Origin of the sequence: Lysinibacillus sp. LZ02, assembly GCF_050613145.1 — a bacterium.
Classification (GTDB): domain Bacteria; phylum Bacillota; class Bacilli; order Bacillales_A; family Planococcaceae; genus Lysinibacillus_B.
The window spans coordinates 3211130-3233253 of record NZ_CP192507.1 but is presented as its reverse complement, the minus strand read 5'-3'; the positions used below and the strand labels follow the sequence as shown (position 1 = coordinate 3233253).

At 39.3% G+C, this 22124-nt stretch carries 19 protein-coding genes and 1 pseudogene; 14 read left to right on the top strand and 6 right to left on the bottom strand.

All coding sequences use genetic code 11. The features are described from left to right. Positions 1-384: 384 nt before the first annotated feature. Positions 385-672 (bottom strand): annotated as a pseudogene (locus ACQQ2I_RS15690) (transcriptional repressor LexA); the annotation flags it as partial. A 119-nt stretch (positions 673-791) separates the two neighbouring features. Here ACQQ2I_RS15690 and yneA point away from each other — a divergent pair. Continuing rightward, positions 792-1127, top strand: a complete 336-nt coding sequence (gene yneA, locus ACQQ2I_RS15685) for a cell division suppressor protein YneA (RefSeq protein WP_431027706.1) — start codon at positions 792-794, stop codon at positions 1125-1127. Positions 1128-1372: 245 nt separating this feature from the next. Here the strand turns inward: yneA and ACQQ2I_RS15680 are convergent, their stop codons facing one another. Then, the gene (locus ACQQ2I_RS15680) at positions 1373-1900 is read right to left on the bottom strand and encodes a response regulator (protein ID WP_431027705.1); all 528 of its coding nucleotides are present in this window, start codon (positions 1898-1900) and stop codon (positions 1373-1375) included. Between the two features lie 903 nt (positions 1901-2803). On the opposite strand from ACQQ2I_RS15680, the gene ACQQ2I_RS15675 reads away from it, so the two are divergent. The 9 genes from ACQQ2I_RS15675 (at position 2804) to sufB (ending at position 15133) form a co-directional block, all read left to right on the top strand. After that, the gene (locus ACQQ2I_RS15675) at positions 2804-3316 is read left to right on the top strand and encodes a phage tail protein (protein ID WP_431027703.1); all 513 of its coding nucleotides are present in this window, start codon (positions 2804-2806) and stop codon (positions 3314-3316) included. A gap of 16 nt (positions 3317-3332) precedes the next feature. Further along, complete coding sequence (locus tag ACQQ2I_RS15670; RefSeq protein WP_431027702.1) at positions 3333-3833, top strand: phage tail protein; 501 nt, start codon at positions 3333-3335, stop codon at positions 3831-3833. Positions 3834-3847: 14 nt separating this feature from the next. Then, the gene (locus ACQQ2I_RS15665; RefSeq protein WP_431027701.1) at positions 3848-4381 is read left to right on the top strand and encodes a phage tail protein; all 534 of its coding nucleotides are present in this window, start codon (positions 3848-3850) and stop codon (positions 4379-4381) included. A gap of 13 nt (positions 4382-4394) precedes the next feature. After that, entirely contained in the window at positions 4395-9227 is a 4833-nt protein-coding gene (locus ACQQ2I_RS15660) for an S-layer homology domain-containing protein (protein ID WP_431027700.1), read from the top strand. Positions 9228-9871: 644 nt separating this feature from the next. Further along, the gene (gene sufC, locus ACQQ2I_RS15655; protein ID WP_431027699.1) at positions 9872-10654 is read left to right on the top strand and encodes a Fe-S cluster assembly ATPase SufC; all 783 of its coding nucleotides are present in this window, start codon (positions 9872-9874) and stop codon (positions 10652-10654) included. 19 nt (positions 10655-10673) lie between these two features. Further along, positions 10674-11981: a Fe-S cluster assembly protein SufD gene (gene sufD, locus ACQQ2I_RS15650; RefSeq protein ID WP_431027698.1), complete on the top strand. Its 1308-nt coding sequence runs from the start codon at positions 10674-10676 to the stop codon at positions 11979-11981. Continuing rightward, positions 11981-13210: a cysteine desulfurase gene (locus ACQQ2I_RS15645; RefSeq protein WP_431027697.1), complete on the top strand. Its 1230-nt coding sequence runs from the start codon at positions 11981-11983 to the stop codon at positions 13208-13210. Before sufD ends, ACQQ2I_RS15645 begins: the two co-directional genes overlap by 1 nt. Continuing rightward, on the top strand, positions 13200-13640 hold the full coding sequence (sufU, locus tag ACQQ2I_RS15640; protein WP_431027696.1) for a Fe-S cluster assembly sulfur transfer protein SufU: 441 nt from the start codon (positions 13200-13202) through the stop codon (positions 13638-13640). The genes ACQQ2I_RS15645 and sufU overlap by 11 nt, the downstream gene beginning before the upstream one ends. Positions 13641-13735: 95 nt before the next feature. Continuing rightward, positions 13736-15133 carry a Fe-S cluster assembly protein SufB gene (sufB, locus tag ACQQ2I_RS15635; protein WP_431027695.1) on the top strand — a complete coding sequence of 466 codons (1398 nt, stop codon included), beginning with the start codon at positions 13736-13738 and terminating at the stop codon, positions 15131-15133. Between the two features lie 343 nt (positions 15134-15476). Here the strand turns inward: sufB and ACQQ2I_RS15630 are convergent, their stop codons facing one another. The 3 genes from ACQQ2I_RS15630 to ACQQ2I_RS15620 form a co-directional block, all read right to left on the bottom strand. Continuing rightward, positions 15477-16061 (bottom strand): hypothetical protein, encoded by a 585-nt coding sequence (locus tag ACQQ2I_RS15630; RefSeq protein WP_431027694.1) that lies wholly within the window; start codon positions 16059-16061, stop codon positions 15477-15479. Further along, positions 16030-16131: a toxin C-terminal domain-containing protein gene (locus ACQQ2I_RS15625; RefSeq protein WP_431030535.1), complete on the bottom strand. Its 102-nt coding sequence runs from the start codon at positions 16129-16131 to the stop codon at positions 16030-16032. The genes ACQQ2I_RS15630 and ACQQ2I_RS15625 overlap by 32 nt, the downstream gene beginning before the upstream one ends. Positions 16132-16245: 114 nt before the next feature. Next, a complete protein-coding gene (locus tag ACQQ2I_RS15620) occupies positions 16246-16560 on the bottom strand; it encodes a thioredoxin family protein (RefSeq protein ID WP_431030534.1) in 315 nt (104 codons plus the stop codon). An 870-nt stretch (positions 16561-17430) separates the two neighbouring features. On the opposite strand from ACQQ2I_RS15620, the gene cysK reads away from it, so the two are divergent. Then, positions 17431-18360, top strand: a complete 930-nt coding sequence (cysK, locus tag ACQQ2I_RS15615; RefSeq protein ID WP_431027693.1) for a cysteine synthase A — start codon at positions 17431-17433, stop codon at positions 18358-18360. A 56-nt stretch (positions 18361-18416) separates the two neighbouring features. Here cysK and ACQQ2I_RS15610 read toward each other — a convergent pair whose 3' ends face one another. Beyond that, on the bottom strand, positions 18417-19130 hold the full coding sequence (locus tag ACQQ2I_RS15610) for a glycerophosphodiester phosphodiesterase (protein ID WP_431027692.1): 714 nt from the start codon (positions 19128-19130) through the stop codon (positions 18417-18419). Positions 19131-19318: 188 nt separating this feature from the next. Here ACQQ2I_RS15610 and ACQQ2I_RS15605 point away from each other — a divergent pair, with 188 nt between their 5' ends. From ACQQ2I_RS15605 to ACQQ2I_RS15595, 3 genes are read left to right on the top strand one after another with little or no spacing between them, the layout of a single operon-like run. Then, positions 19319-20422, top strand: a complete 1104-nt coding sequence (locus ACQQ2I_RS15605; protein ID WP_431027691.1) for an ABC transporter ATP-binding protein — start codon at positions 19319-19321, stop codon at positions 20420-20422. Next, positions 20423-21307 (top strand): carbohydrate ABC transporter permease, encoded by an 885-nt coding sequence (locus ACQQ2I_RS15600; RefSeq protein ID WP_431027690.1) that lies wholly within the window; start codon positions 20423-20425, stop codon positions 21305-21307. Positions 21308-21309: 2 nt separating this feature from the next. Beyond that, on the top strand, positions 21310-22122 hold the full coding sequence (locus ACQQ2I_RS15595; protein ID WP_431030533.1) for a carbohydrate ABC transporter permease: 813 nt from the start codon (positions 21310-21312) through the stop codon (positions 22120-22122). The last annotated feature ends 2 nt before the right edge of the window (positions 22123-22124 follow it).

Here is a 22124-nt window from a genome sequence, read left to right as displayed (position 1 = left end):
AACAAGTGGAATCTTGGGGATGCTTGTCAGAACAAATAGGGGCGTTTTTAAGTCTGTAGTGGTCAGCACAAAAGCTTCCCTATAGTCAGCGATTTCCCACAGCTAATCATTATATAAATCTTTACGAAAATAGGTATGCCGGGACATGTGTGAGCCCGAACACCTTTATCTTACAGACTGTTCCTTATTACCTAGTTATCAAGGAAAAGGAATGGGACTTTTATTTTAGAGTTACTCCAACAGAAAGCAAGTAAAGGAGGCAAGCGAGTCATGTTGCAAGTTTTTCATGAAAATTCTGCCATGTTTCTTTCATGAAAGGGTTAGGTTTTTATTAGTTGAGGCAAATGGCTTATACGTGAGAATGTAATGGTAGGAAATATAATAAATAGCTAGACTGGCTGTTGCTTTGCCGATTAAAGGAGCATGAATAACGTCTACTTTAGTTGTGAGTGTATCTTCTTGATTTAATATTTCAATAGCGCATGGCTTCGTAGGGTCACGACGAATTAGCCCCTTGCTTTCAAGACGAGCTAAATGACCATGAACGGTTGAGCTAGAAGCTAGTCCGACAGCTTCCCTTATTTTACGAACGGACGGTGGATAGCCTTTAGAACGTACTTCTTCTTTGATGAATGCTAAAATTGCTTCTTGTCGTTTAGATACTTTTGTCATGTTTTTTCACCTCTCTGTAAGAGATTATTATTTAGATTCAGTATAACATATAAGAACAGGGAACCGAATGTAAGTTCGTTTAAATGCAAAAAAACGAATGTTCGAAGGGGGATTTATAGATGAATTGGTTAAAGAAAAATAGCTATATAGCACTACTTTTAGGGGTTACAGTAGCATTTGTGACATACTTATACATAACAGATGAAAAAATTGAACAATACGAACAGATTACAGTTCAGCATGGCGATACGTTATGGTCATTAGCCGATGAATATCGTGGGAAAATGTCTACGCAAGACTGGGTTTCTTTTGTACAAAAGGAGAATTATTTATTTAATCAACTGCTAACTACAGGTCAAACGATTACGATTCCTGTTGAAAAAGACTCCGTATATGTTGTTAGACTTTCAACACAAGAAGAAACGAATTCCATTAAAGTAGCGAGTGAACAATGATGACACAACAAAAAGCGGGCTGTCGTTTATTGCCGTGTAAGTACCGTGAAGAATTAACACGTTACGCCCAGCAATTACAGTTTAAGGTCAGCTGTTTTCGAAAATCAACAAAGTGGATATGACGTCGACTGAGATGGCTTGCTTGAAATACTTGATTTTATGAAAGCAACCGTGATTCAAAATATCTTCTTTTCAAATGTAGGACAGATAAAAAAAGCAGTACAAGGATTTATTCAGATGATAAATCAAACACTTGAAAAACGATTCAAAAGCTTTGTTTGAAAATCTAAGTTTCTATCACCGACTATATATACTTTTTGGTTCGATTCATCAATTTTTAACTCATTAAATTGAAGTGCTTTTTGATGAATCGGTCTAAAGGTAGGCTGAAAATTTGCTTGATGATAAACGGGCGTTCTTCGTAAGTTGGAGCGAATACGCGCTAACAACTCCTCCATTTTAAATGGCTTTATGACGTAATCGTCTCCCCCTACCTCTAATCCTTCAATAATATCTATAGAATCCTTATTGCAACGTATAAAGATAATGGGAACGCTAGAAATTGTACGGATTTCTCGACACGTTCGTATGCTACCTAAGTTCGGCATCATTAAGTCTAATAAAACAAGATGGGGGTGCTCTTTTTCAAACTGAAGTAAATCTTCGTAATCATCACTAGCAAAAGTAGTTGTAAATCCATTACTAGTCAAAAAAAGATCTAGTAATTCACTAATTGTTGCATCATCTTCAATAATTAAAACTTTATGCTGCATTATCATCACCTATTCATAAAGTGAATTTTAAAAATACAAACAAATCTTTAATAAATATTAACACCAAGTACTCTTATACTAGAAATATATAGTTTTGTAACCAAAATGAGGATATATTCTGGTTGGAAATCCATATGTGAATTTGAAGTAGTGAAACATATATTCGGAGAGGAGATGATTTTGCATCGAACTAAGCTAGGGTGTAGAAGGAGATTTTGGCAGGTAGTCTAGATGAAATGTGAGTTGAAAACTATAGTAAAAGTGGATGACGCGTTTCTTTTTTAAATCTACATATCTATTAGACAACAAAAAGTGGGATTTTGTGGATGGTTGTCAGAACAAATAGGGGCGTTTTTAAGTATGCAGTGGCAAGCACAAAAGCTTCCATATAGTCAGCGATTTCCCACAGCTAATCATTATATAAATCTTTGCGAAAATAGATATGCCGGGACATGTGTGGGCCCGAACACCTTCATCTTATAGACTGTTCCTTATCAACTAGTTATCAAGGAAAAGGAATAGGAGCTTTTATCCCGCATTAACGGGCATTAAGACTCCCACCTCAAGGCTTAAGGAAAATCGATAAGCATAGGTGGGAGATCAACTGCCCGTAAAAGCCCGATTGGTTAAGGGCAACAGGACGTTGGTCACGCAGGCGTTGCCACACGACGTGGCGTTCTTAGCTTGCGTTCCTCTCTCAATCAGTGGGGGATGAGGAAAACCCCCACTGATTGAAGTTTCACTTTATTTTAGAGTTACTCCAACAGAAAGCAAGTAAAGGAGACAAGCCAGTCATGTTGCAAGCTTTTCGTAAAAGAGTTGGGCTTCGATTGGTTGAAGCAAATGGCTTATACGTGAGAACGTAATGGCAGGAAATATAATAAATAGAAAGAAGGGTGAAGAATGGCAGATGCATATATAGGAGAAATTCGGATGTTTAGCGGAAATTATGCACCAGTAGGATGGGCGTTATGCAACGGTCAAGTGCTTCTGATTAATGGAAATGAGGCGCTGTATTCATTAATCGGTACAATGTATGGGGGTGATGGTAGGACAACCTTCGCTTTACCTGATTTGCGAGGCAGAATACCTATCCATAAAAGTCAACAATACGCACTTGGTAGTGTGGGAGGAACTGAGAGAGTCACATTGACACAAGCAGAGCTTCCGGCTCATACACATACTGTGAGGGCCAACGCAAATCAGAATGATGCAATAAATAGTTCTCCAGCTAGTGGTGTATGGGGATATACAAGTTTTACAAGCTATCAAACAAATACAGCTTCGGGTATTGTCCCAATGGATGAGAGGCTTGTAGAGGCTATAGGAGGCAGTACGTCACATAATAATATGATGCCCTCCTTCGCAATTAATTTTATTATCGCGACAGTAGGAAATTATCCCGTACAACAATAGAAAGGAGTGAAGGAAAATGGCAGAACCATTTATAGGAGAAATTCGACCTTTTGCTTTTGGTGTTATTCCACAAGGATGGGCTTCGTGTAATGGACAAATTTTATCTGTTCAGCAAAATAGTGCTCTTTTTTCATTAATAGGTAACACTTACGGAGGTGATGGCAAGACTACATTTGCATTACCTAATTTGCAAGGACGTGTTCCGATTCATGTATCTCCAGTAACTCCACGTGGTACTTCAGCCGGCGAAGCGGCGCATACCTTGACTGTAAATGAAATACCATCACATAATCACCAGATAGCAGCCGATTCAGGCGACACGAACAAGTTTTCTCCCTTAGACGCAGTCTGGGGAAGTGTGCCAACTGCAAACGTGTATGCTGAAACTGCAAATGTAGATATGAATTCAAATGCACTCTCACAAACAGGACAAGGGGATGCTCATAATAATATGCAGCCTTATTGTACATTATCTTTTTGCATAGCCCTACAAGGAATATACCCGCCTAGGTGGTAGAGGAGGAAATAGAATTGGACGCTTATATTGGAGAAATTCGTCTATTTGCAGGAAGTTTTGCACCAGAGAACTGGGCTTTTTGTAACGGTGAAATATTATTTATACAGGAATATTCAGCACTATACTCCATAATAGGTATTCGATTTGGAGGAGACGGGGTCAATACATTTAAACTTCCTGATTTACGAGGTAGGGCCCCGATGCATTTTGGAAATGGAAATGGATTAACGCCTAGAGCATTTGGTAGCCAACATGGTGAGAATACAGTGTCGTTAAATATTACACAAATACCTTTGCATAATCATATTGCTCAGGGCTCTTCTGTGTCAGATGGAGGTGTGAGTAGTCCCGAAAATGCGGTTTGGGGAACAGAAAAGGGTTTTGGTGCAATAAGACCATATAAAGCTTTAGATGAATCTAATCCGGTTACAATGGGTGATAGTGCAATTGGATTTAGTGGTGGAAGTGAACCACATAATAACATGCAACCATTTTTGGCAATGAATTTTATTATTTGTTTAGATGGAGACTATCCAATTAGACCATAAATGAGGTGAAAGGGTGAAAAATTCAACAAGAAATAAAGTATTCATTATGTTAGTTGCGATGGTTCTCACGATTGTACAACCATTTTTTCTGATTGGAACAGTAAATGCGGAAAGCGTAAGTCCATCCCAAAAAATTACAACAATTAAAAGACAAGGGAGTGGAGAGGTTTATGAAAATTACATTGTTGTAGGACGGAGAGATGCGGGGACAGCCTCATTTGAAGGATATTTAAAGTTTACGTTATCATCTACTTCGAACTACTCCAATGCTAAGTTACGGCTTAGAGCATTTGAAGGAGATGGAGGAGGAGGGCCTATTCCAAATTTGCAAATTGGGATTGGACAAACGGATAATTGGACTGCTGCAACCCCAGCTCAAAGTTTTCCTACAGTAGTACCTGGTAAAACCCTTCTGTTTTCAAACCCAGATTATAGTTTTCCAGACTTTAGCAAGGATATAGAGTTGCCGATCGGCTCTTTGCTTACGAAAGCAAATATAGAGTTAGATCGTACAAATGAGGTAACATTAATTTTATCTTCGCCAAATGCAGTAGGTGAAAATTATGTTTACTTTGATCCTGCCAGAGTTGAATTAATTGACGTTAACTCAGCACCTGCTAATTCTCCACCGACAGATTTATCGCTCAGCGCTTCATCGGTAGCGGAGAATCAACCCATGCATACGGTTGTGGGAACATTGAATGCAACAGACCCGGATGCAGGAGATACGTTTACGTATAGTTTAGTATCTGGGACAGGCGATACGGACAATGGAAGTTTTAATATTAGTGGTAATGAGCTACGGACAAATGCTTTATTCGATTACGAAGCGAAAAACAGCTATAGTGTGCGAATTAAAGTAACGGACAGTGCTAATAATTCTTACGAAAAAAGTTTTACAATTAATATCACAAATGTGAATGAGGCTCCAATTAATCTTACACTGGGTTCATCATCTGTGGAGGAAAATAACCCTGCAAACACGGTTGTGGGAACACTGAGTGCAACAGACCCGGATGCAGGAGACACGTTTACGTATAGTTTAGTATCTGGCTCAGGGGATACGGACAATGGAAGTTTTAATATTAGTGGTAATGAGCTACGGACAAATGCTTTATTCGATTACGAAGCGAAAAACAGCTATAGTGTGCGAATTAAAGTAACGGACAGTGCTAATAATTCTTACGAAAAAAGTTTTACAATTAATATTACAAATGTGAATGAGGCTCCAATTAATCTTACACTGGGTTCATCATCTGTAGAGGAAAATAAGCCTGCAAACACGGTTGTGGGAACACTGAGTGCAACAGATCCGGATGCAGGGGATACATTTACGTATAGTTTAGTATCTGGCTCAGGGGATACGGACAATGGGAGTTTTAATATTAGTGGTAATGAGCTACTGACAAATGCTTTATTTGATTACGAAACGAAAAATAGCTATAGTGTGCGAATTCGAGCAACGGATAGCGGTGGTCTTAATTTTGAAAAACCATTCACTATCACCATTATAAATGTGAATGAAGATCCTATACCGACGCTCGTATCGATGTTACCAGCTGATGATGCAACAAATGTTCCTGTTAATACAAATCTGACAATGACCTTTAGTGAGGCTATCACGGCGGTTGCTGGAAAAAGCATTCGTATATATAAGTCAGATAATAGTTTAGTAGAAACGATAGCGGCTGATGCGTCGAATGTCACGGTCAATGATTCAACCGTAACAATTAATCCAACAGCAAATTTAGCATACGGTACGGCTTATTATGTACAAATAGATGCAGGAGCCTTTGAGGATTCTGCTCATCAAGCAATTCAAGGGATTTCGAATACTACAACATGGAACTTCACAACGGTCGCACCTAGCGCCAATGCAAATTTAAGCGATTTGGTCCTGTCTAACGGCACATTAAGTCCAGCTTTTGCAGCAGGGACGACAAGTTACACAGCAAACGTAGCAAATAATGTAACGAGTGTGAATGTTACGCCGACTGTAGCTGATAGTAATGCAACAGTAACGGTGAATGGAACAGCGGTAGTAAGCGGTCAAGCAAGTGGGAATATTGCCTTAAATGTTGGAGCTAACACCATTACTATTGGTGTAACAGCACAAGACGACACAATAAAAACATATACCATTATAGTGACTAGAGCAGCGCCAACTTATACGATTGACACAATTGACAATCAAACATTGACCGCACTGACAGCGGGCTATACAAGCGGTACACAAGAAACAAAGACGTTGACGATTACGAACACTGGTACAGGAAGCTTGGCAAATGTAGCAGTCGCATTAAGTGGAACAGATGCGAGTAGCTTTGATATTACACAACCGCAAGTGACAAGCTTAACAGGCACAGATAGTACAACGTTTACGGTGAAAGCGAAGGATGGTTTAGGAGCGGGGACATATACAGCGACGGTGACAGTGAGTGCGGGTAATTTAGTACCTGTGACATTCAATGTAACGCAGGTTGTAAATGTGCCACCACCAACCTATACGATTAACACCATTGGCAATCAAACATTGACTGCACTGACAGCCGGTTATGCAAGCGGTACGCAAGAAACGAAGGCGTTGACGATTCAGAATACGGGTACGGGAAGCCTGACGAATGTAGCGGTTGCATTAAGTGGAACAGATGCGAGTAGCTTTGACATCACGCCACTGCAAGCGACAAGCTTAACAGGGACAGATAGTACAACGTTTACAGTAAAAGTGAAGGATGGTTTAGCAACCGGGACATATACGGGGACGTTGACGGTGAGTGCAGATAATTTAACACCTGTGACATTTACGGTAACACAAGTTGTAAATGCGGTACCGCCGATACCACAAACCTATACGATTGACACAATTGATAATCAAACATTCATCTCACTCACAGCCGGTTATACAAGTGGTACGCAAGAAACCAAGACGTTGACGATTCAGAACACCGGCACAGGAAGCTTGGCAAATGTAGCTGTTGCATTAAGTGGAGCAGATGCGAGTAGCTTTGATATTACACAACCGCAAGCGACAAGCTTAACAGGTACAGATAGTGCAACGTTTACAGTAAAAGCAAAGGATGGTTTAGCAGTCGGGACATATACAGCAACGGTGACAGTGAGTGCAGACAATTTAACACCTGTGACATTCACGGTAACACAAGTTGTTAATCCAGTTTCAGTAACAGCCCCAGGAATGCCAACGAATGTGATGGTAACAGTAGGAAACGCCCAAGCAACGGTGAGCTTTGATGCCCCAACGAACAATGGAGGTAGTGCCATTACGGGATACACAGTCAAAGTGTATGTCGGTGGTGTGGAACAACCGGCGCTAGCGAAAACGGGAACGTCAAGTCCTGTGACAGTAATGGGCTTAACAAACGGTACAGCGTATACATTTAAGGTGATTGCAATGAATAGTGCCGGAAATGGTGTGGAATCTGCGGAATCGAGTGCAGTGACACCTACAGCTCCTGTAGATCCAGGGCCAAACCCAGATCCAGGGCCATCAACATCGAACACGCAAAAAATTGTGGTGGATGTGGTGGATGATGCGAATCCCGATATGGTCATTGCACAAACGGAGATTACACGTACAACGGAGAATGGCCATGTGAAAGATAGAGTTAACTTTACACCTGAGAAGGCGTTAGAATCTACTCAAAAATTAGCAGGACAAGAGCAAAAAGTATCGCGCATTGTTATTCCAGATGCAACAGGGATGGTAGGAGAAACAGAGGTGAATGTATCACAGCAGGCGGTTTCAACACTTGCAAATGGAGAGACAAGTCTTTCAATTAGTACAGCGAATTCAAAGATCCTAGTTCCGAATACATCATTAGAAAATTGGACGAATGATTTATACTTCCGTATTGTACCGGTGAAAGAGCCTGTAAAAAAAGAAACGATTCAAGCGGATGCGATACAAGATGGACAATTACAACAACTTGTAACAAATACAGCAACAATTTCAGTTTTAGGTAATCCGGTGACAATTGAAACGAATATGCAAAGTCACCGTGTCACACTCACACTTCCATTGCCAGCAACTGTAACAGCACAACAGCTTGAGCAGTTAGTTGTGTATATTCAACACAGCGATGGTACAACGGAAATTAAACGTGGCAAAATGGTTGAATTCGAACCAGGCGTGCGTGGGGTAGAATTTGATGTCGAGCATTTCTCAACGTTCACATTACTTTATGCACCCGATTTGAAGCAACTCGAAACAGTAGTGAAAGCACCGTATATTCAAGGATATGCAGATGGTACATTCCGTCCCAATGCGAATGTTACACGCGCGCAAATGGCGACAATGCTGGCACGTCACTTAACGAACAACAACATTCCAACAGCGGCGCGTGCATCGTTTACAGACGTAGAAAACCACGGAGCAAAAGATGCGATTGAATTTGTAAAAACAACAGGCTTGTTTAGTGGAACAAGCGAGACAACGTTTAATCCAAACGGTTCGATTACTCGTGCCCAAATGGCGAGTGTCATTGTACGTTGGATGGAGCAACACTGTACAGAAAACACAACAAAAGAATATTGCACATCGGAAACAACAGGCAAAACATTTAACGATGTTCATTCGACGCACTGGGCAGCAAGTGCGATTGAAAAAGTGAGTGCACTTGGTATTATGTCAGGAGTGAGTGATACAGCATTCAATCCAAATGGTTTTCTAACGCGTGCGCAAGCAGTAAAAGTATTGAATCGCTTATTTGAGATAAAACCTGTAACAACTATTGAAAAATCTATGTTTACAGATGTTTCTACGTCACATTGGGCGATTGATGAAATTGAAGCTGCAGCGACAGAAGTAGTTCAAGAAAGCCAAAAGTAACAAAATACGAAGAACTTACTGAAAAATTTCTCATTAAGAAACTACACCGCAATCGTTTGTAAACTTCCAATGATTGTTGGTGTAGTTTTTACATAGGTTAAGTTTCGGTTTCAGAATTCTTAAATTAGAAAGTGAATGGTATGCAAAGTGTCATTTTTGAAAAGTTGTTAGCTCTTAGAGAAACAAAGAAAAAAATTTTAGATTTAATACAAAGTTATACATAATCCTATCACTTCAGCGAGGGGAACACCTGTATGTAATATCGGGAGCCCGTATCCTATTTAAAGAGTATAGAGAGGTGAGTTAGCATGTATAAAGAATCTCCATTTGAGGGAAAATAGAGCGATGGTGTTTAGAAAGTGGAAAAATGGCGCTTTTTAAGCGCTTTTTTATATTATACAGTGTATTATAAATTGATATTGATTCTCAATTGAGTGTATCTTATTGAAAAAATATAAAATGATAATCATTCCGTTTTATTTATATGAAATCCTACTATGATACTGTTTTGGAAAAAAGATTTGCTGTTATTTAATTAAAATTATTCTAAACTGTTTGCAACTGATTCTCATTTCAGTTAAGATTGTTTATGATAATAAAATAGCAATGGAAAAACCATGCGATGAATTAATGGAGGTAGTTTAATGGCAACTTTAGAAATTAAAGATCTTCACGTTGAAATCGACGGAAAAGAGATTTTAAAAGGTGTAAACCTTACGATTAACACAAATGAAGTACATGCAATCATGGGTCCTAACGGTACTGGTAAATCTACACTAGCATCTGCAATCATGGGACACCCTAAATATGAAGTAACGCAAGGTGAAGTATTACTTGATGGCGAAAACGTGTTAGAAATGGAAGTAGACGAGCGTGCAAAAGCGGGTCTATTCCTAGCAATGCAATATCCATCTGAAATTTCAGGTGTAACAAACGCGGACTTCTTACGTTCAGCAATTAACGCGCGTCGCCAAGAAGGTGATGAAATTTCATTAATGAAATTCATCCGTGAATTAGATAAAACAATGGCATTCTTAGAAATGCCAGAAGAAATGGGTCAACGTTACTTAAACGAAGGTTTCTCTGGTGGTGAGAAAAAGCGTAACGAAATTCTTCAAATGATGATGATTAAACCAACTTTTGGTATTCTTGACGAAATCGACTCAGGTCTTGATATCGACGCATTAAAAGTTGTATCAAAAGGCATTAACGAAATGCGCGGCGAAGGCTTCGGTTGCTTAATGATCACGCACTACCAACGTCTACTGAACTACATTACACCTGACCACGTTCACGTAATGATGCAAGGGAAAGTCGTAAAATCAGGCGGTGCTGAATTAGCGCAACGTTTAGAGGCTGAAGGTTACGAGTGGATTAAAGCTGAATTAGGTATTGAAGATACAAACGCTGTAGTAGAAGAAGCTTAATTAGAGGAGGACGTACAAGATGACGGTTGAAACAAAATTAGCGTTATCCGTAGAAGAAGTTCGCTCGTTCTCTCAAAGCAACGGAGAGCCAGCAGCATTTGCTGATTTCCGCGCTACAGCTCTTGAAAAAGCGGCAGAGCTTGCACTACCAACGCCAGACAAAACAAATATTACAAAATGGAACTTCACTGAATTCCCAGTACACACTGTAGAATCAGCACCATTCTCTTCATTAGAAGAGCTTCCTGAAGAAGTAAAAGCGTTAATCGATATCGAAGGGCAAGAAAACCTGTATATCCAACGCAACAATACACCTGCATTTATTAAAGTTTCTGAAGAACTTGTGAACAAAGGTGTACTTTTCACAGACATTCAAACAGCTATTCGTGAGCATGCGGATTTAGTTGGAAAATATTTTATGACAACAGCTGTACAAGTAGATGAGCACAAATTAGCTGCTTATCACGCAGCACTTGTCAACGGTGGTGTATTCGTATACGTACCACGCAACGTAATCATTGAAGCACCTCTTCAAGTAGTATTCTTAAACGACAATGAAGAAGCTTCATTATTTAACCACGTACTAGTTGTAGCAGAAGAATCTTCAGTTGTAACGTATGTTGAAACATACGTATCAACAATTGCTGAATCGAAAGGTCAAGCAAACATCATCGCTGAAGTAATTGCGAAAGACAATGCACAAGTAACTTACGGTGCTGTAGACGTGTTAGCAAAAGGTTTTACGACTTATGTAAATCGTCGTGCAAACATGGCTCGTGATGCAAAAATCGACTGGGCACTTGGTTTAATGAATGATTCAAATACAATTTCTGAAAATATTACGCACTTAGTAGGTGACGGCTCAGCTGCAGATACAAAGACAGTAGTTGTTGGTCGCGGTGAGCAAAAACAAAACTTCACAACAGAAGTTCGCCATTGGGGTAAAAACTCGGATGGTCAAATTTTAAAACATGGTGTTATGAAGGATGCAGCTCAATCAATCTTCAATGGGATTGGTAAAATTGAGCACGGTGCTACAAAAGCAAACGCTGAGCAAGAATCTCGCGTATTAATGCTTTCTGAAAAAGCACGTGGGGATGCAAACCCAATCCTTTTAATTGACGAAGACGATGTAACAGCAGGACATGCAGCATCTGTTGGACGTGTTGACCCGACTCAACTGTACTATTTAATGAGCCGTGGTATTTCGAAAGCAGAAGCAGAGCGTCTTGTAATTCATGGATTCCTTGCGCCAGTTGTAACTAATCTGCCAATCGAAGGCGTTAAAAAGCAGCTGACGGAGGTTATCGAAAGGAAAGTTCGATAATGATGGCAAAAGACATTAAAAGCTATTTTCCAGTTTTAAATCAAGAAGTAAACGGGCACCCGCTCGTTTACCTTGATAGCGCAGCGACGTCACAAAAACCAATTCAAGTAATCGAAGCGATGAAAAGATACTACGAGTTCGATAATTCAAATGTGCATCGCGGCGTTCATACATTAGGGAATCGTGCTACGGATTTATATGAAGGTGCGCGCGACAAAGTGCGTAAATTCATTAATGCAAAATCAACGAAAGAAATTATCTTTACACGTGGTACAACAACTTCTATTAATAAAGTTGCAGCAGGATATGCACGCCAGAACTTGCAAGAGGGTGATGAGATTGTCATTAGCATGATGGAACATCACTCAAATATCATTCCTTGGCAACAAGTAGCGAAAGAAAAAGGCGCAGTTTTAAAATATATTGACTTAGAAGCAGACGGTACAATTTCTTTAGAAACGGTTCGACAAACGATTACGTCTAAAACAAAAATTGTATCTGTCATGATGGTTTCAAACGTATTAGGTACCATTAACCCAATCAAAGAGATTGCTAAAATTGCACATGACAATGGAGCGATTATGGTTGTCGATGGTGCACAAGCAGCACCTCATATGAAAATCGATGTGCAAGATATTGATTGTGACTTCCTAGCATTCTCTGGGCATAAAATGTGTGCGCCAACAGGGATTGGTGTACTATACGGTAAACAAGCGATCCTAGAAAACATGGAGCCAGTTGAATTTGGCGGTGAAATGATTGACTTTGTAGGCCTTTATGAGTCGACATGGAAAGAGTTACCGTGGAAGTTTGAAGGCGGGACACCAATCATTGCAGGGGCAATTGGTCTTGGTGCAGCAATTGACTTCTTAAACGAAATTGGACTAGAGAACATTGAAGCATACGAGCATAAGCTAGCGGCGTATGCAATGGATCAGATGGAAACAATTGATGGTCTCACAATTTATGGTCCTCGTGATGCAAATAAGCGCTGTGGTTTAGTAACATTCAATCTAGATGATGTACATCCTCATGATGTGGCAACAGTATTAGATATGAGTGGAATTGCTGTACGTGCAGGGCATCACTGTGCTCAACCGTTAATGAAATGGCTTCAGGTGACGGCAACTGCTCGTGCAAGCTTCTACATGTATAATGATGAAGCGGATATCGATAAATTAGTTGCAGGATTGCGTTCGGCGAAGGAGTATTTTAACGATGTCTTTTAATAATAACTTAGATCAGCTATATCGCTCAGTCATTATGGATCATTACAAAAACCCGCGCAACAAAGGCTCTTTAGAAGACAATAGCGTAACGATCGATATGAACAACCCAACATGTGGTGACCGTATTCATTTAACGTTACAAGTTGAAAACGGGCTTGTACAAGATGCGAAATTTGACGGTGAAGGCTGTTCCATTTCCATGTCTTCTGCCTCAATGATGACACAAATCATTAAAGGTAAAAAAATCGAAGAAGCACTTGAGTTAGCAGACATTTTCTCAAAAATGATGCTTGGCGAAGAGTTTGATGTAGATAAGTATGATTTAGGGGACGTAGAGGCACTGCAAGGTGTAGCGAAATTCCCAGCGCGTATTAAATGTGCGACATTAGCTTGGAAAGCGATGGAAAAAGGCGTAAAAGAAGAAAACTAACTTTTACGCACTAAATGAAAGGGTTAGTCTAAAACACTATCTACATTTAGGTGGAGGTGTTTTAGTACTTTCCTAAAATGAACGGAGGAGACAACATGGCTAAAAAAATGCCTGATATCGGCGATTACAAATATGGTTTCCATGACAAGGACGTATCTATTTTCCGTTCTGAGCGTGGTTTAACAGAAGAAATCGTTCGTGAAATCTCAAAAATGAAAGAAGAGCCAGAGTGGATGCTTGAATACCGCTTAAAAGCTCTTGAAAAATTCTATACAATGCCAATGCCACAATGGGGCGGCGACCTTTCAGCATTAAACTTCGATGAAATTACGTACTACGTAAAACCATCTGAAGCAACACAACGTTCTTGGGATGAAGTACCGGAAGAAATCAAAGCAACATTCGATAAATTAGGTATTCCAGAAGCAGAACAAAAATATTTAGCAGGTGTATCTGCTCAGTACGAATCTGAGGTAGTTTACCACAACATGAAACAAGACCTTGAAGACATGGGGATTGTGTTCAAAGATACGGACTCAGCATTACGTGAAAATGAAGATATTTTCAAACAACATTGGGGTACAGTCATCCCTTACACTGACAACAAATTTGCTGCGCTGAACTCAGCAGTTTGGTCAGGTGGTTCATTTATCTACGTACCACCTGGTGTAAAAGTAGAAACGCCATTACAAGCTTACTTCCGTATTAACTCTGAAAACATGGGTCAATTCGAACGTACGTTAATTATTGTAGACGAAGGCGCACACGTACACTATGTAGAAGGATGTACAGCACCTGTTTACACAACAAACTCTCTACACTCAGCTGTAGTAGAAATTATCGTTAAAAAAGATGCTTACTGCCGTTACACAACGATCCAAAACTGGGCAAACAACGTATACAACTTAGTAACAAAGCGTACAGTTGTTGAAGAAAACGGTACAATGGAATGGATCGACGGTAACATCGGTTCAAAATTAACGATGAAATACCCAGCTTGTATTTTAAAAGGTGAAGGCGCTCGTGGTATGACGTTATCGATTGCACTTGCAGGTCGTGGACAGCATCAGCACGCAGGGGCAAAAATGATTCACTTAGCACCAAACACTTCTTCAACAATCGTTTCTAAATCGATTGCGAAACAAGGCGGTAAAGTGTCTTACATGGGCCAAGTGAAATTTGGTCCAAAAGCAAGTGGTGCACGTGCGAACATTGAATGTGATACATTAATTATGGATAATGAATCCACTTCGGATACAATTCCATACAACGAAATCTTTAATGATAATGTCTCTTTAGAGCATGAAGCAAAAGTGTCAAAAGTATCTGAAGAGCAATTATTCTATTTAATGTCTCGCGGTGTTTCGGAAGAAGAAGCAACAGAAATGATCGTAATGGGCTTCATCGAGCCATTCACAAAAGAGCTTCCAATGGAATACGCAGTAGAAATGAACCGTCTGATTAAGTTCGAGATGGAAGGCAGTATCGGATAATAACCGATAAATGTTGATATGAGTGGCTTTTTGAGCCTTATATACAAGCTTGAAAACCCACTTCGTCCACATTTTGCCCACAAAATTTATTTTTCTTGTTTTTGTAGATGCTTTTTATAGAGGCTGAGCGCATTTCGCTCAGTCTTTTTTGTTATATGCAAATAAGTATTTGACTCATTAAGGAACATTGGCGGAACCGGATGCTACAGGTCTTCTATTAGTCGCAATGGATTGTTATTTAATGGACAAAAATAAGTAAAGAACAAGCGACCCATTCACAATTACGTGAGGTCGCTTTTTTAGTAAATCATCTTTTATGGTTTACCTACTTTAATTTCTAGAATCAGATTAAGGGTGCATCGTAAAAAGTATCAAAAACACCTTTATAATTCGTTTTTAGGTTTTTAATATTCATAGGGTCTGTAGAAAGTATATTGATTACGTCCCCACTCGCTCCGAAATGGATTAAATACTTGCTCGTAACAATAAAAAATAAAGCATTAGAGGCGCGATTATTTTTATTGAGAAGTGCATCTATTGTATATAAAATGGCGTCATTTACTCCTACATCTTTTATTAATGCAATCTTACCAAAGCCTTCATTAAGATCAAACTCTTCACTTGTGAGTTTATATTCCTTCCAATTAACTATGCTTATACGCTTGGATAAGTTATTAGAGATGTATTTCTTTTTATTGTCGTATTCTAAAGAAATGTATAGATCAATAGTGGGCTCATCCAACGTGAGGTCATTAATAAACTTTTGAATTCCTTCCACTCGAACTTCTCTAAAATAATCTGTTAAGAATCGAACACGGTTTTCCATTGGTGCATTAAAATACATAGAAGAACTCCACGGTTCAGTAATGACAACCCCAGATTTAGTATGAATGGATTTAGTCGCCAATTCTGTTGAGGTCTTTATCATATGTACCACTCCTAGTGTCTTTTGAACAGAGGTTTTTGGGGGAAGGAACACCTTTCCAAGCTCCACCGATATGATTATTTAGTAAAAGTTATCTAGTTAACAATTTTAAATGATTAGATATAACACGCCTGTATGTGAAAATCTCAAATACAGGCGTATTTTTTCGGACGAGAGTCACAATCAATTACTTTAATCCCGCAATAAAGCTTTCAATCTCTTCCTGCGTCTTACGATCCTTGCTAACAAAACGACCAATTTCTTCGCCTTTTTTGTATGCAACGAAGCTTGGAATACCGTATACATCTAGCTCTATACAAAGATCGATAAATGCATCACGATCTACTTTCACAAACGTATAGTGTGTAAATTTTTCTTCTACTTCTGGCATAAATGGATCGATAAAACGGCAATCCCCACACCAATCGGCTGAAAAGACAAATAGCGTGGCATCTCCATTTTTTAATTGTTGAAACTGAGCTACTGACTGTAAATTCTCCATCATAACACCTCCTACATCACTGTATTTTTATCATATCACATTGTATCATTATGAATAGCATACTTTAAACTTAAAACCTTGTAAGTTTATAGGTATTTATGTATTATAAATTATAATGAGTAAATTTTGAAACATATGTTACCATTTGAGTAACCGTTGCTTTCCGCTGCGGCACTCGCTTTCCACGGGCGAGATCAAGCCTCCTCGTCGCTCATTCTTCGGTGCTCCTGTCGCTACGCTTTCGTCGCAAATAAATTTCCTGGGGGGTCTTGAGGCCAACATGATGTTGGTCACGAAGACGTTGTCACAGGACGTGACGGTTTTAGTCTTCGTTCCTTTATCGCTTTTCCCGTAGGAAGCTTTGCACCTGCCGCTTCACTTCCGGTACAGAAAAACATTGCTCTGTAGCGAAAGGCGAATGCCGTCAGCTACACTCTCGTGCCTTCGCTACAAGCAACGATTGTTCAATACAATAATCGGTTGCTGAAAAATAATAAAAAATCCTCATTAATTACAGTAAAGGCTAGACGGACTGTAATGTGCAAATGAAAAGAAAATGATTTTTTTAGAGAAGATAAATTTTTTCTAGCATATCGAGAAGTATTCACTTTTGCCGTAGCGCGCCATAGCCACAGGAGCCAAGATTCTCTTTGCGACGAAAGTGCAACGTCAGGAGCAGGAACAGGAGATCCAAACAGGCCACGCCTGTTTTAGCTCCTGTGTAGGCTGTGGCAAAGCGCGAAGGCTACGAGTATGCTTTAGTTTAATATCTTTTACTATTTATCTGGTGTTTTAGGATGTATTTTTGCTCATTACGAGTTATAAATAAAGACTTGAAAATAATAACATTCAAATGAGGAAGTGACGGAAATGGCGAATAAAATATATCAGTCAATTTTAGAGCTTGTAGGCAATACACCGGTTGTGAAACTGAATCAGCTTGTCGATGAACAGTGTGCAGAAGTGCTAGTGAAACTAGAATATTTTAATCCAAGTGGCAGTGTCAAAGATCGTGCGGCGTATTCTTTAGTGGAAGCTGCTGAAAAACAGGGGTTAATCAAACAAGGGGCGACCATTATTGAGCCAACGAGTGGGAATACAGGGATCGGATTAGCTATGAATGCCGCAGCGAAAGGATATAAAGCCATTTTTGTCATGCCTGACAATATGACAAAAGAGCGTATTGCCATATTAAAGGCATATGGTGCACAAGTTGTATTAACACCGGCTGCAGAAAAAATGCCTGGTGCAGTGAAAAAAGCGCTTGAACTGCAAAGTCAGATTGCCAACAGTTTTATTCCACAGCAATTTGAGAATCCAGCCAATCCATCTATTCATCGAGTGACGACGGCTCCTGAGATTTTGGCGCAAACAGAAGGAAGATTAGATGCTTTTGTTGCCACAGCAGGAACGGGTGGCACCATTACAGGCACTGGTGAGGTATTAAAAGAACATTTACCGAATTTAGAAGTCATTGTTGTGGAACCAAAAGGATCGCCTGTACTTTCGGGGGGACAGCCGGGGCCTCATAAACTGGTAGGCACGAGTCCAGGGTTTGTGCCAGCTATTTTAAATACGACAATTTATGATGAAATTATTCAAGTAGAGGATGAACATGCGTTACAAACAACGCGGGATTTAGCGAGATTGGAAGGGATTTTAGTAGGCCCATCATCGGGTGCTGCGGTGTGGACAGCCATTCAAAAAGCACGAGCATTAGGACCAGGTAAACGTGTTCTATGTATCGCACCAGATAACGGTGAGCGTTATTTAAGTATGCAAGGGCTTTTTGGAGAATAAGACGAATTTACCATGCATTCGGCTCGAAGGTTTAGCCGAATGCATAGTATATAAATTTATAATTCCGCTATCATCATTTCTGGGTCATCTGTAAAGATGGCTTCTACCCCAATTGATTGTAGTTCTTTTGCAATATCTATATCGTTCACTGTAAATGTGCGTACCGTTGTCCCGTTTGCAAGGGCTGCTTGGATAATGTGACGGTATGCATGAAAGTAATAAATGTGAAGTGCATCACTACGTAGTGCTTTTACATAGCCTTCAATATTTGTCACAAGAGAAGCAAATAGCGCCCCTGTTTGAATTGTTGGCTGCAATCGATGGAAGCGCTGAATACTTTCATGATTAAAGGAAGAAACAATCACTCTGTCATGCATCCCGAAAGCATCGATTTCATCTGCAATGAGCTGCTCAATGCCTTCATACTCAAAAATATCAGATTTTATCTCAATATTTAATACGTGATGTGTATCTTGAAAAAGCGTTAATACTTCTGTCAACGTAGGAATTTTCTCTCCAGCAAATTGCTCTCCAAACCATTTCCCATAATCATATTGCTTTAGCTGTGCAAGTGTCATGTCTTTTACAAAGCCTGTTCCAGTAGATGTGCGATCAATCGTTTCATCATGAATGACGACTAATTGCTTGTCAGCTGTTAAATGAACATCAAACTCTACACCAAAAACAGGTAGTGCAGCGGCCTTTTGAAAAGCGATACACGTATTTTCTGGGTACTGCTTACTGCATCCTCTATGTGCAAATATCTTCATGTTCCTTTTCCTACTTTCCTCTAAAAGTTAGTTAAAAATCTACATTAATAAGAATATATATAATTAAATGCATAAACAACACAATTTACAGTAAATTGACAATAGGTTAACGATATCTTGAAAGTTCACTTTTATAATGACAGTACAGCATATTGTTAGCCACTCATGAAGGAGGGAGCTGAACGTGCATGCAACGAGTACGATTAGAAAACATTAAGAAATCCTACGACAAACAGACAGAAGTATTAAGTGAGATAAATATTGAAATAGAGCCTGGCGAATTTTTTGTGTTAGTTGGACCATCTGGTTGTGGGAAAAGTACTATGCTACGAATTATAGCTGGACTAGAAAATATTACATCAGGTAACTTGATTTTTGGTGAGGATGTTGTGAATGATATTCATCCGAGTAAGCGTGGGATTACGATGGTATTCCAAAACTATGCATTATACCCACATATGAGTGTAGAGGAAAATATCGGCTTTGGCTTACAAGTGAAAAAATTAGAGAAGAGCGTTCGAAAACAAAAAATTGAAGAAGTCGCTGCGATGCTGGGTTTAAGTGACTATTTAAAAAGAAAACCGCGCCAGCTATCAGGTGGTCAGCGTCAGCGTGTAGCACTTGCTCGCGCGATTGTAAATGAACAACCTATTTGTTTAATGGATGAGCCATTGTCTAACTTAGATGCTAAATTACGCGCCCATATGCGGTCAGAGTTACGTCGTTTACAAAAGAAGTTAGGCTTTACGATGATCTATGTGACACACGATCAAGTAGAAGCAATGACTATGGGAGACCGAATGATGATTTTAGATAAAGGCTATGCACAGCAAATTGGTACACCGATGGATATTTACAATTATCCTGAAAATATATTTGTTGCGACATTTATTGGTTCTCCGCCGATGAACTTAAAGCAAGCATCTGTTCACGTAGCTGAGTGTTCTATTCAGCTAAGTTCAGCATTATCCATTGCCATTAGTGAAACAATGTCTAAAAAAATATCGAGTAGTGTCATCTTTGGCATTCGCCCAGAGCATTTAATACAGCCCGTAGAAGGGGGGACAATCTATAAGGCACCGATTGTAAATGTAGCACTATTAGGAAATGAAACACTTATTTCGATTGATGTAGACGGTGAAGAATGGATTTGTAAGTGGGGAGGTCAATGGAATTATAAAATTGGACAGTTACTTGAATTTTCTATTAACGAAGAGGAAGTTTGCTTGTTTGATACGGAGACAGAGAAAATCGTCCAAAAAGGGCTAATAGAGCGTAAGGTGGTGGAATAAATGAACCTATGGAAACGTTCTATTAATGTCAGAGTAGGGCTGCTTTATTTACTTCCATCCATTGTACTTTTTGGCATGTTTGTCTACTATCCAATGGCAAAAACCATTTACTTAAGCTTTTTCTTAACAAATCAAAATGGTGTGCCGGTGTATTTTAATGGCATTGAAAATTACACGTACATTTTTACGTCAGATGAATTTCGAAATAGTATGAAGGCAACGTTATTGTTTGTTGCTTATACAGTACCAGTAAGTGTAGTACTCGCGCTAATCATGGCGGTTTTAGCAAATGAAAAATTAAAAGGAATCGGCCTTTACCGAACGATTTTCTCGTCAACTATGGGGATTTCTGTAGCGGCATCTGCTGTTGTTTGGCTCTTTTTATTTCATCCTTCAGTCGGTGCCTTTAATAATATATTAAAAGCGATGCAATTACCGACTGTTCAGTGGTTACTTGATCCAGATTGGGCGTTGTTATCGGTTTCACTGACGACGATTTGGATGAACTTAGGCTTTAACTTTTTAGTTATTTTAGGTGGTTTACAAAATATCGATGACAGCTTGTATGAAAGTGCAACAATCGATGGAGCGGGCTACTTTACAAAACTACGTCGCATCACCATTCCGCTTTTATCTCCCACATTATTTTTTATCATTACCATTTCGTTAATTAATGCATTCCAAAGCTTTGGTCAAATCGATATTTTAACAAAAGGTGGACCAATCCAATCAACAAATTTAGTCGTGTACTCGATTTATAAAGAAGCGTTCGTGAACTATCAATTTGGTACAGCTAGTGCACAGGCGATTGTATTATTTATCGTTGTACTCATTGTGACGATTCTACAGTTTAAGTTTGGAGAGAGGAAGGTGCATTACCAATGAGCATGCCTCTTTCTCAAAAAATATTATTTTACATTTTACTAACGATTTTTGCGGTAATGGTGTTCTTCCCTGTCGGGTATGCGTTTTTAATTTCCTTTATGACACCGCAAGAAGTGTTAACGGGAAGCATTTTCCCAAACAGTTTTTCATTTAGTAATTATGAACAAGCATTTCAACGATTACCGTTACTCAAATATTTACTAAACAGCTTTGTCGTATCGACGCTTGTGATGATTGGACAAATTTTAGTCTGTGCAATGGCAGCCTATGTGTTTGTATTTATCCCATTTCGAGGGAGTAATGTGATCTTCTTTTTATTTATTTCAACGATGATGATTCCATGGGAAGCGACGATGATTCCGAACTTTTTAATGATTCAAGGGTTTGGTTGGACAAATACGTATATGGCATTAACATTGCCGTTTTTTGCTTCTGCATTTGGGACGTTTTTATTGAGGCAACATTTTAAAACGATTCCGTATGAATTGTATGAGGCAGCACAAATTGGCGGAGTGGGGAAGCTGAAATTTTTCTGGAAAGTCGTCTTGCCCATGTCCAAAACAAGTGTTGTAACATTAGGGGCGTATAGCTTTTTGACAACGTGGAATATGTATTTATGGCCGTTGCTGACAACAACAAATGACAAAGTACGAACCGTGCAAATCGGTATTCGTCAATTGCAATCCAATGAAAGTGCAACGGATTGGGGCGTTGTCATGGCAGGCGTAATGATTATTATTTTACCTACGCTAATCCTGCTGTTTTTAGGACAAAAGCAATTACAAAAAGGATTAACGCAAGGTGCCATTAAATAATA

What these genes read in the sequence shown, in the direction of transcription:
- yneA (WP_431027706.1), top strand. Translation starts at nt 792, where the DNA reads ATGAATTGGTTAAAGAAAAATAGCTATATAGCACTACTTTTAGGGGTT.
- ACQQ2I_RS15680 (WP_431027705.1), bottom strand. Translation starts at nt 1,900, where the DNA reads ATGCAGCATAAAGTTTTAATTATTGAAGATGATGCAACAATTAGTGAA.
- ACQQ2I_RS15675 (WP_431027703.1), top strand. Translation starts at nt 2,804, where the DNA reads ATGGCAGATGCATATATAGGAGAAATTCGGATGTTTAGCGGAAATTAT.
- ACQQ2I_RS15670 (WP_431027702.1), top strand. Translation starts at nt 3,333, where the DNA reads ATGGCAGAACCATTTATAGGAGAAATTCGACCTTTTGCTTTTGGTGTT.
- sufC (WP_431027699.1), top strand. Translation starts at nt 9,872, where the DNA reads ATGGCAACTTTAGAAATTAAAGATCTTCACGTTGAAATCGACGGAAAA.
- sufD (WP_431027698.1), top strand. Translation starts at nt 10,674, where the DNA reads ATGACGGTTGAAACAAAATTAGCGTTATCCGTAGAAGAAGTTCGCTCG.
- ACQQ2I_RS15645 (WP_431027697.1), top strand. Translation starts at nt 11,981, where the DNA reads ATGATGGCAAAAGACATTAAAAGCTATTTTCCAGTTTTAAATCAAGAA.
- sufU (WP_431027696.1), top strand. Translation starts at nt 13,200, where the DNA reads ATGTCTTTTAATAATAACTTAGATCAGCTATATCGCTCAGTCATTATG.
- sufB (WP_431027695.1), top strand. Translation starts at nt 13,736, where the DNA reads ATGGCTAAAAAAATGCCTGATATCGGCGATTACAAATATGGTTTCCAT.
- ACQQ2I_RS15630 (WP_431027694.1), bottom strand. Translation starts at nt 16,061, where the DNA reads ATGATAAAGACCTCAACAGAATTGGCGACTAAATCCATTCATACTAAA.
- ACQQ2I_RS15620 (WP_431030534.1), bottom strand. Translation starts at nt 16,560, where the DNA reads ATGGAGAATTTACAGTCAGTAGCTCAGTTTCAACAATTAAAAAATGGA.
- cysK (WP_431027693.1), top strand. Translation starts at nt 17,431, where the DNA reads ATGGCGAATAAAATATATCAGTCAATTTTAGAGCTTGTAGGCAATACA.
- ACQQ2I_RS15610 (WP_431027692.1), bottom strand. Translation starts at nt 19,130, where the DNA reads ATGAAGATATTTGCACATAGAGGATGCAGTAAGCAGTACCCAGAAAAT.
- ACQQ2I_RS15605 (WP_431027691.1), top strand. Translation starts at nt 19,319, where the DNA reads ATGCAACGAGTACGATTAGAAAACATTAAGAAATCCTACGACAAACAG.
- ACQQ2I_RS15600 (WP_431027690.1), top strand. Translation starts at nt 20,423, where the DNA reads ATGAACCTATGGAAACGTTCTATTAATGTCAGAGTAGGGCTGCTTTAT.
- ACQQ2I_RS15595 (WP_431030533.1), top strand. Translation starts at nt 21,310, where the DNA reads ATGCCTCTTTCTCAAAAAATATTATTTTACATTTTACTAACGATTTTT.